Annotated in this window: 16 protein-coding genes; 9 read left to right on the top strand and 7 right to left on the bottom strand. The window is 64.9% G+C overall.

Going from position 1 to position 14,902, the window contains the following annotated elements; all coding sequences use genetic code 11:
- The first annotated feature begins 19 nt into the window (after positions 1 to 19).
- The 3 genes from NKF27_RS20800 (at position 20) to NKF27_RS20810 (ending at position 1,881) form a co-directional block, all read left to right on the top strand.
- Positions 20 to 409 (top strand): RidA family protein, encoded by a 390-nt coding sequence (locus NKF27_RS20800; protein ID WP_108131980.1) that lies wholly within the window; start codon positions 20 to 22, stop codon positions 407 to 409.
- 85 nt (positions 410 to 494) lie between these two features.
- Positions 495 to 1,004 (top strand): RNA 2',3'-cyclic phosphodiesterase, encoded by a 510-nt coding sequence (gene thpR, locus NKF27_RS20805; RefSeq protein ID WP_253554738.1) that lies wholly within the window; start codon positions 495 to 497, stop codon positions 1,002 to 1,004.
- A gap of 382 nt (positions 1,005 to 1,386) precedes the next feature.
- Entirely contained in the window at positions 1,387 to 1,881 is a 495-nt protein-coding gene (locus NKF27_RS20810) for an acyloxyacyl hydrolase (protein WP_253554741.1), read from the top strand.
- 355 nt (positions 1,882 to 2,236) lie between these two features.
- Here NKF27_RS20810 and NKF27_RS20815 read toward each other — a convergent pair whose 3' ends face one another.
- Positions 2,237 to 3,115 carry an SDR family oxidoreductase gene (locus tag NKF27_RS20815; RefSeq protein ID WP_253554743.1) on the bottom strand — a complete coding sequence of 293 codons (879 nt, stop codon included), beginning with the start codon at positions 3,113 to 3,115 and terminating at the stop codon, positions 2,237 to 2,239.
- Positions 3,116 to 3,231: 116 nt separating this feature from the next.
- Here NKF27_RS20815 and NKF27_RS20820 point away from each other — a divergent pair, with 116 nt between their 5' ends.
- Positions 3,232 to 4,149, top strand: a complete 918-nt coding sequence (locus NKF27_RS20820; RefSeq protein WP_253556529.1) for a hydrogen peroxide-inducible genes activator — start codon at positions 3,232 to 3,234, stop codon at positions 4,147 to 4,149.
- On the top strand, positions 4,146 to 6,227 hold the full coding sequence (gene recG, locus NKF27_RS20825; RefSeq protein ID WP_253554745.1) for an ATP-dependent DNA helicase RecG: 2,082 nt from the start codon (positions 4,146 to 4,148) through the stop codon (positions 6,225 to 6,227). Before NKF27_RS20820 ends, recG begins: the two co-directional genes overlap by 4 nt.
- Before the next feature lie 45 nt (positions 6,228 to 6,272).
- On the opposite strand, the gene NKF27_RS20830 is transcribed toward recG, so the two are convergent.
- The 3 genes from NKF27_RS20830 to NKF27_RS20840 all read right to left on the bottom strand — a co-directional run bounded on the left by NKF27_RS20830 (position 6,273) and on the right by NKF27_RS20840 (position 8,499).
- Positions 6,273 to 6,629, bottom strand: a complete 357-nt coding sequence (locus NKF27_RS20830; protein ID WP_045991653.1) for a hypothetical protein — start codon at positions 6,627 to 6,629, stop codon at positions 6,273 to 6,275.
- Positions 6,630 to 6,720: 91 nt separating this feature from the next.
- On the bottom strand, positions 6,721 to 6,996 hold the full coding sequence (locus tag NKF27_RS20835; protein WP_045991652.1) for an HU family DNA-binding protein: 276 nt from the start codon (positions 6,994 to 6,996) through the stop codon (positions 6,721 to 6,723).
- Positions 6,997 to 7,338: 342 nt separating this feature from the next.
- Positions 7,339 to 8,499 carry an FAD-dependent oxidoreductase gene (locus NKF27_RS20840; RefSeq protein WP_253554747.1) on the bottom strand — a complete coding sequence of 387 codons (1,161 nt, stop codon included), beginning with the start codon at positions 8,497 to 8,499 and terminating at the stop codon, positions 7,339 to 7,341.
- Between the two features lie 161 nt (positions 8,500 to 8,660).
- Between NKF27_RS20840 and NKF27_RS20845 the strand changes: the two genes are divergently transcribed.
- The 4 genes from NKF27_RS20845 (at position 8,661) to phoR (ending at position 12,649) form a co-directional block, all read left to right on the top strand.
- A complete protein-coding gene (locus NKF27_RS20845; protein ID WP_253554750.1) occupies positions 8,661 to 9,299 on the top strand; it encodes a chorismate lyase in 639 nt (212 codons plus the stop codon).
- A 263-nt stretch (positions 9,300 to 9,562) separates the two neighbouring features.
- Positions 9,563 to 10,456 carry a 4-hydroxybenzoate octaprenyltransferase gene (gene ubiA, locus NKF27_RS20850; protein WP_253554751.1) on the top strand — a complete coding sequence of 298 codons (894 nt, stop codon included), beginning with the start codon at positions 9,563 to 9,565 and terminating at the stop codon, positions 10,454 to 10,456.
- A gap of 114 nt (positions 10,457 to 10,570) precedes the next feature.
- On the top strand, positions 10,571 to 11,260 hold the full coding sequence (phoB, locus tag NKF27_RS20855) for a phosphate regulon transcriptional regulator PhoB (RefSeq protein ID WP_045991649.1): 690 nt from the start codon (positions 10,571 to 10,573) through the stop codon (positions 11,258 to 11,260).
- Between the two features lie 60 nt (positions 11,261 to 11,320).
- On the top strand, positions 11,321 to 12,649 hold the full coding sequence (phoR, locus tag NKF27_RS20860; RefSeq protein WP_045991648.1) for a phosphate regulon sensor histidine kinase PhoR: 1,329 nt from the start codon (positions 11,321 to 11,323) through the stop codon (positions 12,647 to 12,649).
- Positions 12,650 to 12,730: 81 nt separating this feature from the next.
- Here the strand turns inward: phoR and NKF27_RS20865 are convergent, their stop codons facing one another.
- The 3 genes from NKF27_RS20865 to phoU form a co-directional block, all read right to left on the bottom strand.
- Positions 12,731 to 13,066 carry a YnfA family protein gene (locus NKF27_RS20865; RefSeq protein WP_253554753.1) on the bottom strand — a complete coding sequence of 112 codons (336 nt, stop codon included), beginning with the start codon at positions 13,064 to 13,066 and terminating at the stop codon, positions 12,731 to 12,733.
- Between the two features lie 202 nt (positions 13,067 to 13,268).
- Positions 13,269 to 13,997, bottom strand: coding sequence for a sulfate transporter CysZ (gene cysZ, locus NKF27_RS20870; RefSeq protein WP_108449564.1), 729 nt, complete (start codon positions 13,995 to 13,997; stop codon positions 13,269 to 13,271).
- A gap of 139 nt (positions 13,998 to 14,136) precedes the next feature.
- The gene (gene phoU / locus NKF27_RS20875) at positions 14,137 to 14,871 is read right to left on the bottom strand and encodes a phosphate signaling complex protein PhoU (RefSeq protein ID WP_045994487.1); all 735 of its coding nucleotides are present in this window, start codon (positions 14,869 to 14,871) and stop codon (positions 14,137 to 14,139) included.
- Between the last annotated feature and the right edge of the window lie 31 nt (positions 14,872 to 14,902).

A 14,902-nucleotide genomic window follows, 5' to 3' on the forward strand; every position in this document is an offset into this window, starting at 1 on the left:
ACGACATCAGGAGTCAATAATGAGCAACAAGGCTGTCATCAACACCGACCAGGCACCCGCCGCCATCGGCCCCTACGCCCAGGCCATCAAGGCCGGCAACACCGTCTACATGTCTGGCCAGATTCCGCTGGACCCGGCCACCATGGAGCTGGTTTCCGACGACTTCGAGGCCCAGGCACGCCAGGTCTTCACCAACCTCAAGGCGGTGTGTGAAGAGGCCGCAGGCTCGCTGCAGGACATCGTCAAGCTCAATCTCTACCTGGTCGACCTGGACAACTTCGCCACCGTCAACAAGGTGATGGAAGAGGTCTTCACCAAGCCGTACCCGGCGCGTGCCGCCGTCGGCGTCAAGGCCCTGCCCAAGGGCGCCCAGTTCGAAGCCGAGGCGGTGATGGTCATCGGCGACTGATGGTAAGAGCCTGAGGTCAGAGTCTGAGATCGGGGTCCGAGGCCACTGGGACCCGGACCTCGCTCCCGGCCTGGGCAATCCGGGGATGCGACTGTTTCTTGCGCTCACGCCGCCTGCTGCGCTGCGCCAACGCCTCGGCGGGCTGGCCGACCGGCTGCACGCCGAACGGGGCGGACGCCGCATCTCCGACGACAACCTCCACCTGACGCTGGCCTTCCTCGGTGAGCAGGATGACACCACCGCCTCGAAGCTGCGTCGCTGGGTCCAGCGCTACCCCTGCGCGCCCGGTCAACTGACCCTCGACCACGTAGGCTACTTCCACCGGCCCGGTATCGTCTGGATCGGTCCTTCCTCTCCCCCTGACTCCCTTCTCAAGCTGCAGAGCGACCTGTCGTGTCAGCTCACGCTATGGGGCCTGCCCCACCAACCGCAGCAATTTCGACCCCATGTATCGTTACTGCGTAGTGCGATGACTCAATCAGCACAACCTTTATCAGAAGATTATTACTGCTGGCCTTATACTTCAATTCAACTAATACAGTCATCAATTAGTCACGAAGGAAGCCGATATACCACGCTGGCAACCAGTCGATAACTCGGTATAGGTAGCTCTGCCATCGGACCGATAGTGACACCCTTGAGCGTAGGCTCCGGCCAGGCACAGGAACACCACCTTTCGTACACCGGTGGGTCTGCCTGTTGACCGATCTACCTGGGGCAAGCCTATCGACAAGAGCTTTTCCGCTGTGCAGAAACCTCACGGCTATGCAGAAGAATGTGACCTGAATCACGAACGATGGTGGGACCCGGGACTAGCGTATTGCAGCACAGCTGCGTCACCGATATCCGGGCAAGACGCAACAGTTGCACAAGTGCGAATGCCAGTGTCGAAAGCCATTTGCAAAAGACAATAACGAACAGCGCTCGGGCCAGCTGGATCCACGACCCGGGGACACAACAAGGATAGGGGAATCGCCATGCCTACCTCACTCGCCCGCCCGCTGGCCTGCTGCCTGCTCATGGGACTCGCCTCTACCGCCACGGCGGGCCCCACCCTCGGCCTCGGCTCCACCAGCGAGGGCACCGGGGCGCTGGACCTGGGCTACGACTGGACCTTCGACCTGAGCCGCTATCACCCCTCGCTGGATCTGCGCCTGGGCACCGGAGTGATCCTGTTCGAGGGCGACGACCGCAGCGACAACCAGGCCTTCTACCTGCGCCCGGCGCTGCGCTATAGCTGGGACCACGTCTTCGTGGAAGGCGGCATCGGTGCCTCGGCCTTTATCGATACCCATATCGAGGACCGGGATCTGGGGAGCTCCTTCCAGTTCGAGGATCGTCTCGCCCTGGGGCTACGGATGGGCCCCTACGGCGATCTGTCGATCAGTGCCACCCACTACTCCAATGCCAGTATCAAGGAGCCCAACGACGGCTTCGAGCTGTATGCGCTCAACTGGCGCCTTGCCTACTGAAGCCTTGCGGGATGTGACCGACAAGGGCCAGACCCTGGCGATGCATTCGGCGCACTCGCGACACGAAAGCGAATACGCTTCTACCGGGTAAACCGTGCGCTGCACGATCTTGTTTTGTCGTTTTTAGCGGTGACACCCCGTTCATCTTGCATAACACGGGGCAAGGGATCGCCCCCGCGTTGCCACTACCGCAAAAAAAAGTCCGCAAGACAAAGCCTGCAAGAAAAAGCCCGCAACCTTGTTGCGGGCTTTTTCTGCTACCTGGCCGGCAATTTCCGTTGCCGACCTTACGCTGGCGGACCTTGCACTGTCGGACCTTGCGAAAAACTCATCGATCCTGTGCTCGACGCCGGCCTTACTCCACCACGCCAGCCTTGAGAAAACCGCCTTCCTTCAGCACCTGGGTATAGCCGTCACGGAAGGTCGGGTAACGGAAGCGATACCCGCTGTCGATCAGCAGGCTGGAGTCGCAGCGCTTGCTGGCCCTGCGCCGCAAGGGCGACTGGATGGTTTCGGTACATTCCACCTTGAGCTGTTTCGCCAGCCAGGTCATTACCTCGTTGAGCGGGGCTGGCTCGGTGTCACTGGCCAGGTAAAGGGGCTCGAGGGTGGCGCCCTCCAGCGCCTTGCCGATCAGATGGGAAAGCACCCCGGCGCAGTCATCGCGGTGGATGCGGTTGGAGTACATCGTCGGCGACGCCGGCGCGATGCGGCCCTCGCCCACCTGGCGGATCAGACGATCGCGACCCGGGCCGTAGATGCCGGAGAAACGCACCACGCTGCCGGGCAGGTCATGTTCGATCAACGCCTGCTCGGCCTCTCGCATCAGCACACCGGAGAAGCCGGTGGGTTCTGCCGGGCTGGTCTCGTCCACCACCTCGCCGTCGCGCTGGGCGTAGACGCTGGTGGAGGACACGAAGAACACGTGGCGAGGCGCCTTGTCACGGGTGGCCATGGTCGCCAGTACCGCCTTCAGGCCCTCGGGGTAGGCGCCGCGATAGGCTTCCTCCTCGAAGCGGTCGGCGCTGACCACGTAGACCAGGATGTCGGCATCGGGCAGTTCAGCCAGCGTTTCGGGGTCGGCAAGATCGACCTTGACGCCTTCGATACCCGAATCCGCCAGACGCTCGGGCCGGCGACGCGCGCCGATCACCCGGTGTCCACTGGCGAGCAGCTCGCGTCCCAGCGTTATGCCAATGTCGCCACAACCAACAATCAGTGTCGTTGTCTTCACCTTTACCGCGTCCCCCTGATATAAAATCCCTATGAGGCTCCGGCCCGGAGACCCGCGCGTCCAGCGTCTGGCGCCTCGATCAATACCCCGGATAGAGGATGCCGATCGGCACCATCATGACTCTAACAGAACTCCGCTATATCGTAACCTTGGCTCAGGAGCGCCACTTTGGCCGCGCCGCCGAGCGCTGTTTCGTCTCCCAGCCGACCCTCTCGGTGGCGGTAAAGAAGCTGGAAGAGGAGCTGGAGGTTGCCCTGTTCGAGCGCTCCAAGTCCACGGTACAGGTCACGCCCCTCGGAGAAAAGATCGTCGAACAGGCCCAGCGCGTACTGGAGCAAAGCAGTGCCATCAAGGAACTGGCCACCGCCGGCCGTGACCAGTTGGCCAGTCCCTTGCGTATCGGTGCGATCTATACCATCGGGCCCTACCTGTTCCCGCACCTGATCCCGGAGCTGACCCGCGGCGCGCCCCAGATGCCGCTGTACATCGAGGAAGGCTTTACTGGCGGATTGCGCCGCAAGCTCAGAAATGGCGAGCTCGACGCCATCATCGTAGCGCTGCCGTTCACCGAGACCGACGTCGTCACCAAGCCGCTCTACAAGGAAGACTTCGAGGTGCTGCTGCCAGCGGAACATCCCTGGGCCGAGCGCGAGACCATCGCCAAGGAAGACCTGCTCGACGAACGCCTGCTGTTGCTGGGCGAAGGCCACTGCTTCCGCGACCAGATCCTCGAGGCCTGCCCGGCGATCAGTCACAAGCTCAACAGCCCCAACAATACCCTCACCGCCGAGGGTGGGTCGCTCGAGACCATCCGCCATATGGTGGCGTCGGGACTCGGCATCACGGTGCTGCCACGCTCGGCCATCGGCACCAGCCACTACGAAAGCGGCATGCTGATCAGTCGCCCCTTCTCCGAGCCGCCCGGCCGTACCGTGGCGATCGCCTGGCGCGCCAGCTTCCCCCGGCCCAAGGCCATCGATGCGGTGACCGAGGCCATCGCGCGCTGCCGCGCCGCCGAATCGGAGACTCCGTGAGCGGGCTTGCGGACCCGGTCACGACGCTCAAGGGGGTCGGCGAGGCGCTGGCCCTGAAGCTGGCCAGGCTCAAGGTAGAGCGAATCGAGGACCTGCTGTTTCACCTGCCGTTGCGCTACCAGGACCGCACCCGGATCACCCCCATCGCCACCCTGCGAGGGGGACACGAGGCGGTGGTCGAGGGCGAGATATCCGCCGCCGACGTGGTCCGGGGTCGCCGCCGCAGCCTGCTGGTACGCCTGCGTGACGGCAGCGGCATCCTCAGCCTGCGCTTCTTCCACTTCTCGCCGGCGCAGCAGCAGCAGTTTCGCCCCGGCGTGCGGGTGCGCGCCTTCGGCGAGGCCCGCGCCGGCGCGACCGGTCTGGAGATCTACCACCCGGAATATCGTCTGATCGGTGGCAGTGAACCGCCGGTGGAAGACCACCTGACACCGATCTACCCCACCACCGAGGGTCTGGCCCAGGCACGTCTGCGGGCGCTGATCGACCAGGCCATGACGCTGCTCGAAGAGACCCCCGAGGCGCTGCCGGACTACCTGCCGGAAAACCTGCGCCAGCGCTTCGGCCTGGCCTCGCTGTACGATAGCCTCGCCACCCTGCACCATCCGCCCCCCGACAGCGACGTCGAGGCACTGAGTGACGGGCATCACCCGGCGACTCGCCGCTTGGCCATGGAAGAGCTGCTGGCCCACCAGCTGAGCCTGCGCGAGGTGCGCCTGCGCATTCAGTCGGATGGCGCGCCGGAGCTGCCCAGCGGTCGCAGCCTGAAGACTCGCTTTCTGGCCCAGCTGCCATTTTCGTTGACCGGCGCCCAGCGCCGCGTACTCGACGAGATCGGAGCCGACCTGGCCCGGCCCGCGCCCATGCTGCGTCTGGTCCAGGGCGACGTCGGTTCGGGCAAGACCGTGGTGGCGGCGATGGCGGCACTGACGGCCATCGCCGGCGGCTGCCAGGCGGCCATCATGGCCCCCACCGAACTGCTGGCCGAGCAGCACTACCGCGCCTTCCGCGACTGGTTTGCGCCGCTGGACATCGACGTGGCCTGGCTGTCGGGCAAGCTCAAGGGCAAGGCGCGCCTGGACACCAAGGCCGCCATCGCCGACGGTCGAGCGCGCATGATCGTCGGCACCCACGCCATCTTCCAGGATGATGTGGTGTTTTCTCGCCTGGGTCTGGCGATCATCGACGAACAGCACCGTTTTGGCGTGCATCAGCGTCTGGCGCTACGCGAGAAGGGCGAACAGGGCGGGCTGACGCCCCACCAGCTGGTGATGACCGCCACCCCGATCCCGCGCACCCTGGCGATGAGCGCCTACGCTGATCTGGACGTCTCGGTCATCGATGAGCTGCCCCCCGGGCGTACCCCGGTGACCACCGCGGTGGTGCCGGACGAACGTCGGCCCGAGGTGATTCAGCGCATCCGCTCGGCCTGCGACGAGGGCCGCCAGGCCTACTGGGTCTGCACCCTGATCGAGGAGTCCGAGGCGATGACCTGCCAGGCCGCCGAGGTGACCCACGAGGAGCTGACCGAGGCTCTGCCGGGCCTGGCCGTCGGCCTGGTCCACGGGCGCATGAAGGCAGCCGAGAAGGCCGAGACGATGGCCGCCTTCAAGAGCGGTGAGCTGGACCTGCTGGTCGCCACCACGGTCATCGAGGTCGGTGTCGACGTGCCCAACGCCAGTTTGATGATCATCGAGAACCCCGAACGCCTGGGGCTGTCGCAGCTGCATCAGCTACGTGGCCGGGTGGGGCGCGGCAGTACCGAGAGCTACTGCGTGCTGCTCTACCATCCGCCGCTGTCGGAGTCTTCCAAGCAGCGCCTGGCGGTCATGCGCGAGACCACCGACGGCTTCCGCATCGCCGAGCGCGACCTCGAGATTCGCGGCCCCGGAGAGGTTCTGGGCACCCGCCAGACGGGGCTGGCCCAGATGAAGATCGCCGACTTGGAGCGCGATGCCGACCTGTTGCCGCGCATCACTCCACTGGCCGATGCCCTGCTCGAGCAGGCAGCAGAGGCCAGCAGGCCACTGATCAGGCGCTGGCTGGGCGAGGAAGCCGGCCGCTATGGCCAGGTGTGAACCGGGTGTGGGCCAGGCGTGGGCCGGGTATGAATCAGGTGTGCCTCACAGGTGCTTGAGCAGGCGCTGCAGCCGATCAAGATCCTGGGCGTCGCCCACCAGTCGAAGCTGGCCGGCCATCATGGCATCGAGGAAGGTGCGCTGGGAGGGGCGCCGGAGTACCTTGATCGCGGTCTGACTGTCCTGGAAGCGTAGTTCCAGATCGAGATCCACCGGCAGTCCGCGCTGACTCTCGATCCCCGTGGGACGCATGCGATAGTGGCGCGCGATGGACAGATCTTCGGTGGCGATGCCCCAGTCGAGCCCACCCCGGTCTTGCAGACGTTCGCGGAATCGCGCCTTGCGCTTGAAGGCCCGCTTGAGCATGACGCCCAGCAGCCAAAGCATCAGTCTCAGGGTCATGTTGCCTCACCGGTCGACGGGTAGGCGCGGCCCGCTACCGGGCCGCGATATCGATCCACCGCCTGGAGGACAGGCGGTGGTAGTCGTCACCTCAGCGGGCGACTGCGTCCTTGAGCCCCTTGCCGGGCTTGAAGGCGACTGTCTTGCTGGCGGGAATCTTCAGCGGCTGGCCCGTCTGAGGGTTCTTGCCGGTGCGGGCGGCACGCTCGCGCACGGTGAAGGTGCCGAAGCCGATCAACGACACGTCCTGGCCGGAAGACACGCTACCGGTGATTTCGTCGAGGATGACGTTCAACACCTGGCTGGCCTTGTCCTTGGATAGATCGGCACGCTCGGCAATCGCCGCGGCGAGTTCTGGCTTGCGCATACAGCCCTCCTGGTTTGGCTTGATACTCCGGTGCCGTGACACCGGCATCATTGTTATGGAAACACTGTCCGAGTGTCCACACGGGCAGTCCCCGGCCCTGCGCCGTGACAACAGGGTCGTTGTCCACGACGATGGACATCACGGTGCGCTCAGCGCTTCCTGACTGTCTTTCGACTAGCGAGAGCCACCGCCGACGGGACCTTGCCTCTTCCATCGATACGAAACCGGCGATACGACACCGGCCAGCCACACGTCGTGGCGGTCGTCCCCGATAGAATTACCCTGCCTCGGTGGCACCTTCAACGACGGCTGTATCGCGTACAACCCGCGCCGTTGACGAACCTAGCCTAGCAACGGCGGTGCCGCCCGCGCCAGTTCGACTTTCCGACGAACGCATTTTCCCGTCAACGCAAAGCCCTGCAGACGCCCTTCGTCATCCTCGGCCAGGGCGCTGATATCCTCGCCGTCGGCCTCGATTCGCCAATGCACCTTGTCGGTCATCGGCGGCAGCGCCACCACCGGCAGCAGCGGCGTCTTGACCAGCACCGGCCAGGGCCCGTAACGCACCTGGGTGGGACGACCGCACAGGGTCGCAGCCAGCGCCTTGGCCGAAGCCTGCAGCGGCTGCACGTACATGGCATTGACACCGTCCACCGAGGCCACATCACCCAGCGCATGCACACGAGGATCGGAGCTTTTCAGGTAACGATCAACGACGATAGCCCCACCATCTGTCGCGATACCGGCCTCTCGCGCCAGCCGAGAGCGCGGCTTCAGACCGGTAGCCACCAGCACCATATCCGCCTCCAGCTCATGGCCGTCGTCGAGGTGCACGCCGATGTCACCACCGGCACCTTCGAGCCTGCTCACCAGACGGCCATGGATGACGTCGATGCCGGCCTCGATGAAGGCCTGGCTCAGGGTCTGACCCAGTCGCCGGGGCAGCAATCTGGGCAACAACGAGGGTTCAGGGCCGACCAGGCAGACGCGATGACCACCGGCGTGCAGATCGTTGGCAAATTCACAGCCGACCAGTCCGAGGCCGACGATGGCCACCCGAGCCGGGCGCCCCAGCGCCTCGAGGCCCGCCGAAAAACGCCGATAGTCGTCGAGATCATTGATCGAGAACACCCGTCCGCCCAGGGCATCGGGAATCTCGAAGGGCGCCACGGGGCTGGCACCGGTGGCCATCACCAGATCCGACCAGGGCAGGCGTTCCTGGCCCAGGCTCAGGGTGCGCGACGCCAGATCGATGGCATCGACCCTGGTGTGGGGACGTACCACCGCGCCCAGTTGGTCGGCCAGTTCCAGCGCCGAGCGCGCGGCCAGCCGGTCCGCCGCCAGGCCCTTGGCGAAGCCGGTGGACAGCAGCGGTTTGGAATAGTCATCGCCTGAGTCGGCGCTGATCAGGGTGATCGGTCGGTGGGCGTCCAGCGCCCGCACCTGGCGTGCAAGGCCTATGCCCGCCATGCCGGTACCGATGATGGTCAAGGGTCCTTGCATCGCTTCCTTCGACTCTGCCGACGACCGCCGGGCGGTCGCTGTTGAAGCTGGGCCGGCCCGCACGGGGCCACACCAGCGGGTGAGTGCTGGGCCACATGGTACACTATGCGCCGACCGACCGGAGCACCGCCCTCCGCTGACGACAGCCCTGCCGAGGCCGCATGACACAGCTTCCTTCCACATTCCGCTCCCAGATCGAGCGCTCGGGGTCCGAACCGGGTAATCCCGCGCCAGCCACAGCCTCTTCGCCGAATGCCGAAGCGGCCGATATCGTCGACCCCGGCTGGGTGTCGCTGGCCTCCGGTGGCATCGCGGTGCCCGCTGGCTGGCACGCCTGGCTGGCCTCGCGGGACTCCCTGACCGAACGCCTGATCGAGGCGGCAGGCGCCGGGCACTTTCGCGTACGCCTGCTGGCGGAGGCCAAGGGCCTGCCGTGGCCTGACGAGGCTCGCGTGCTGGGCCTGGCCAGCGACGAGCAGGCCTGGCTGCGCGAGGTCGCCCTGTGCGTGAACGAGGAGCCCTGGGTGGTGGCGCGCAGCGTGGCACCGATCGTCGAGCGTCACGACGCTCCCTTCGAAGGCCTCGGCGAGACCTCTCTCGGCAGCTGGCTGTTTCGCCAGCCCGATCTCGAGCGCAGCGCCATTCAGATCAGCCACATCACGCGGCCGATCCACGGCTATACCGGGCTGTGGCAACGCCGCTCGGTATTTCGTCACAGCGGCTGGGTGCTGCTGGTGCAGGAGAGCTTTATGCCGGCCATGGGCCGGGCGTTGTCGCTGCCGGCCTCTGCCACCGGCTGACTCCCTGTTGTCGCCCGCTTCGGACACCGAGGCGCCAACCATGGCGTGGGCTGACGGTAGCCCGCCGAAGCCCTGTACGGATGATGATGGCCTGCTGGTCTTGTCGTGCCGGTCGAGCCTGGCTGGGCTCGCCTTGCTGGTCATGGCCGTCGGCTCGCGCTAGGCTGCGCCAAGGCTTCTCGGCGATGTTTCTCCGAGGAGCGTCTGTTGCCCGACTTACGCCTTATTTTCGCCTGACCTGCGCCAGAGCATGAGAGAGACCGATGGATCGTTCGCTGCTGCGTCCCCCTGGATACCTGAACCGAATTCCCGACTTTCTGGCGCTGATGCGTCTGGATCGCCCCATCGGTACCTGGCTGTTGATGTGGCCGACCCTGTGGGCGCTGTGGGTGGCCTCCGAGGGCATTCCGGCCCGTGACACCCTGCTGATCTTCGTCGCCGGCGTCTACCTGATGCGAGCGGCGGGCTGCGTGGTCAACGACTACGCCGATCGCCACTTCGATGGCCACGTCAAACGCACCAGGAACCGACCGCTGGCTACCGGCCGCATCAGTGAGCGGGAGGCCAAGGTGCTGTTCGTGTGTCTGCTGGGATCGGCCTTCGCGCTGGTCTGGCTGACCAACGGCTTTACCGTGTGGCTGTCGTTGATCGGAGCGGTGCTGGCCGCCAGCTATCCCTTCATGAAGCGCTACACCCACTTCCCCCAGGTAGTGCTGGGCGCGGCCTTCTCCTGGGCCATTCCGATGGCCTTCGGCGCGGTGCTCGGCGAAGTCCCGATGGTCGCCTGGCTGCTGTTTACCGCCAACGTGCTGTGGACGGTGGCCTACGACACCGAATACGCCATGGTCGACCGCGACGACGACCTCAAGATCGGCATCAAGTCCACCGCGGTACTGTTCGGTCGCTGGGATACCCGCATCATTGCGCTATTGCAGCTGGCTACCCTGGGGCTGCTGGCCTGGGCCGGCAGCCTGCTGGCGCTGGGCGGCTTCTTCTGGCTCGGCTGGCTGGCCATGGGCGCGACCTTTGTCCACCAGCAGCGGCTGATCAAGAGCCGTGACCGCGACCGTTGCTTCCAGGCCTTTCTCAACAACCACTGGTCGGGCCTATTGCTGTTCGCCGGACTCGGACTGAGCCTCTATCCCTCCCTCGGGTGAGGGAAATGCCCGTCTCGGTCGCTCGACAATGGATACAATGTCATCTAATTGTCACATTGACGTGGTGTCATTTGTCACCGTCGAGTGTAAGACCCTGACCAAGAGGCTCCCGGGATGACCGCCAAGACCGTACTGATCGTCGATGACGAAGCCCCGATCCGCGAAATGATCGCGGTGGCGCTGGAAATGGCCGACTACCGGGTGCTCGAGGCGGACAATGCTCAGGCCGCCCACGCCATCATCGTCGATGACCAGCCAGACCTGCTGCTGCTGGACTGGATGATGCCGGGCACCAGCGGCATCGAACTGGCCCGCCGGCTCAAGCGCGAGGAAACCACCGCAGAGCTGCCGATCATCCTGCTCACCGCCAAAGGTGAGGAGGACAACAAGATCCAGGGCCTCGAAGCCGGCGCGGACGACTACATCACCAAGCCATTCTCGCCGCGAGAACTGGTGGCCAGACTCAAGGCAGTGCTGCGCCGCGCCACTCCGCGGGGCGTCGAGGACCCGGTGGAGGTGGAAGGCCTCAAGCTCGACCCGGTCAGCCATCGCGTCAGCGTCGACGGCAAGTCACTGGACATGGGCCCCACCGAATATCGCCTGCTGCAGTTCTTCATGACCCACCAGGAGCGCGCCTACACCCGTGGCCAGTTGCTCGATCAGGTCTGGGGTGGCAACGTCTACGTGGAAGAACGTACCGTCGACGTGCATATCCGCCGCCTGCGCAAGGCCCTGGGGGAACCCCATCAGCAACTGATCCAGACCGTACGCGGTACCGGTTATCGCTTTTCGGCCAAGGTCTGAGCGAGCCATCGACGCAACGCAGCACCAGGAGGGATGAGGTGAACGGAGCCGAGAACTGACGTGGGTCGTCTGTGGAGACGAGAAGTCTGGCGCCTGGCCGTGCTGGTGGGTCTCGGCGCCTTGCTGGGCTGGCCCTTCTCGCTGTCCAGCGTAGGCATCGGCCTGGGCCTGGCGCTTGGGCTCAGCTATCACCTGCGCAACCTGCACGCGATGCACGACTGGCTGACCCACCGCCCCCAGCAGGAACCTCCCACCGCCAGTGGCCTGTGGGGCGAGCTGTTCGATCGCCTCTATCGCTACCAGAAAGGCCAGCGGATCACCCAGCGCCGCCTGCGCTCGACCCTGCAGCGTATCCAGGAATCGTCCGAGGCGATGCGCGACAGCGTGGTGATGCTCGATCGCCACGGCGACCTGGAGTGGTGGAACAGCTCTGCCGAGCGCATGCTCGGCCTGAAGCCGGCGCTGGACCGCGGCCAGCACATCACCAACCTGCTGCGCGACCCGCGCTTCGTCGGCTACTTCAATGCCCGTGACTACCGCGAACCGCTGAGCCTGCCCTCCCCCATCGACGAGAACATGATCCTGCAGTTCCAGATCACCCTGTACGGTGACGATGAACGCCTGGTCATGGCCCGCGATATCACCCGTCTGCATCGCCTGGAACAGATGCGCCGCGACTTCGTCGCCAACGTCTCCCACGAGCTGCGCACGCCGTTGACCGTGCTCACCGGCTACCTGGAGACCTACAGCGACATGGCCGGCATGCTGCCGGAGCGGCTGGGCAAGGGGGTCGCCCAGATGCAGAGCCAGACGCGCCGCATGCAGAATCTGGTCAACGACCTGCTGCTGCTGTCACGACTCGAGAACGACCAGGGCGGCAGCGATCACGTTCGCCTCGACCCCACCACCCTGCTGCAGGCGGTCAAGCGCGACGCCGAGGCGTTGTCAGGCGGCCGCCAGCAGATCGAGGTCGTCGTCGAAGAATCGCGCAGTCTCACCGGCAGCGAGAAGGAGATGCACAGCGCGGTCTCCAACCTGGCCTTCAATGCGGTGCGCTACGCCGGTGACGGCGCCCATATCACGCTACGCTGGCGTGCCTACGGCGAAGGCGCCTGCCTCGAGGTGGAAGACGACGGCGAAGGCATCGATCCGAGGCACCTGCCACGCCTTACCGAACGCTTCTACCGGGTCGACAAGGGCCGCAGCACCGCCACCGGTGGTACCGGCCTGGGGCTTGCCATCGTCAAGCATGTGCTGCTGCGCCACGAGGCACGCCTGGATATCGACTCCCGACTCGGCGAGGGCGCAACCTTCCGCTGCATCTTTCCCTCGAGCCGGCTGGCAGCGGCCGACCCAGTGGCGCTCGGCCGCGCCGGCGCTGTGCACTAGGGCTTGTCTGAAAAGTGCCTGCGCTCGTCGACTTTTCGGACAGCGCCTAGGCCCCGCCAGAACGAACAGGGCGTGCTCCCATCAGCTCCTGGGCCCCAGCAGGATGACCGCGGCACCCACCAGACACAGCACTCCCCCGATCAGGTCCCAGCGATCCGGCAGGCGCTGCTCGACCCACCACAGCCAGCCCAGCGACGCCACGATGTAGACGCCCCCGTAGGCGGCAAAGGCACGCCCGGCGTAGTCGGCATCGGTCTGACTGAGCAGCCAGGCGAAGGCCACCAGACTCGCCACCGCGGGCAGCAGCCACCATGCCGAGGCGTCATCTCGCCACCAGCGCCACACCGCAAAGCAACCGGCGATCTCGGCCAGCGCCGCCGCGATATAGAGCAAAAGACTTGGCAACAGCGCCGTCATGGCCACTCCCTGCTATCCCCTTTTGACGCCGTACGTTCATCGACAGCGCCGACAGTGCTTCTCAACGCCTTACAACCAACAACAGCGCCGATAGCAGTGCTCAAACTGCTGCTCAACGCCTTACAACCAACAACAGCGCCAATAGCGGTGCTCAAACTGCTGCTCAACGCCTTACAACCAACAACAGCGCCGACAGTGCCTCTCAACGCCGAACCACCGGCAACTGCCGATAGTGCTGATCCCACATCAGCACCGCACCGGCCACGGCTCCGGGGATCAGAAACAGGTTGGCCAGCGGGATCCAGGTGATCAAGGTCACCAGGCCACCGAAGCTGAGACTCGGCCACCAGCGCGCCGACAGGCGCTTGCGCATATCGGCGAAGCTGACCTTGTTGTTGTCCATCGGGTAGTCGAGGTAGGTGATCGCCATGACCCAGGCGCTGAAGGCCGCCCATAACAGCGGCGCGATCAGGTTGACCACCGGAATCCAGCTCAGGATAAACAGCCCGATCATGCGCGGCAGGATATAGGCCAGCTTCAACAGCTCCCTGCCCAGGGCGTCGAGACCGGTCTTGAGCCAGCCACGATCATCGATGGGCTCGCGGCCGGTCAGCTCGACCTCGGCCCGGGCCGCCAGGAAGCCGTAGAAGGGGGCGGCGATCAGGTGGGTGACCAGGGTAAAGCTGAAGAACACGATCAGCACGAGGCTGACCACGAACAACGGCCAGATCAGCCAGTCGAGCCATTCCAGCCAGCTCGGCACCATGGCCATCCAGCTATCGAGCCAGCCACCGAACTCACCGAGCACGTAGCTGAGCATGCCGGCGTAGACCAGCAGGTTGACCAGAATGGGAAGAAACACATAACGACGCAGGCCCTGGCTATAGACCAGGCGGGTTCCGCGGCGGACCGCCTCGAGGGCATTCAGCATGACATCGATCCTTGGCAGTGGCTGAAGATGACAGTGCCCCAACGACATCGGGCCATCGTCTCGACGATGGCCCGATGCTCAGAGTGCAGGCAACGACCCTGACGGGGCCGGCCTATTGACGCCGCTCAGGGCGTCGAGGTCAAGACGTGCTGCTGTCGTCGAGCAGTTCCTGGTTGAGGTCGTCAGGGTCGATGTGACGGATATCCAGGCCCTTGACCAGATAGATGACGTACTCGGCCAGGTTGTTGGCGTGATCGCCGACACGCTCCAGCGCGCGCAGGATCCACATGATGCCCAGTACCGGAGAGATCGAACGCGCATCCTCCATCATGAAGGTCATCAGCGAGCGCATGGCGCTCTGATACTCGCTGTCGACCCGCTCGTCTTCCTGCACCACCTGCATCGCCAGTTCGGTGTCGAAACGCGCGAAGGAGGTCAGGGCGTCACGCATCATGTGACGCACGTGCTCGCTGATATTGCGCACCTCGACGAAGCCGCGGGTGCCGTTGTTGCCGTCGACCAGTTCGATGGCGTTGCGCGCGATCTTGCTGGCTTCGTCACCGATGCGCTCGAGATCCGACGCCGCACGAATCACCGCCAGTACCAGTCGCAGGTCAGAGGCCGCCGGCTGACGGCGTGCCAGCACGCGGGTGCACTCGTCGTCGATCTTGACCTGCATGTCATTGACCGCGCGGTCGTTGTCGACCACACGAGAGGCCAGTGCAGAGTCGGCGTCGAGCAACGAACTGACGGCATCCTGCACCTGCTTTTCCACCAGGCCACCCATGGCCATCAGGTGGGTCTTGAGTTCCTCGAGCTCATGATTGAACTGCCTCGAGATGTGCTGGCTGTGGGTATCGCTGGTGATATCCATGAAGGTCTCCTGAAGAAGCATGGAACGGGAC

The sequence above is a fragment of the Halomonas sp. DN3 genome (assembly GCF_024137905.1).
GTDB classification, from domain to species: Bacteria; Pseudomonadota; Gammaproteobacteria; order Pseudomonadales; family Halomonadaceae; genus Halomonas; species Halomonas litopenaei.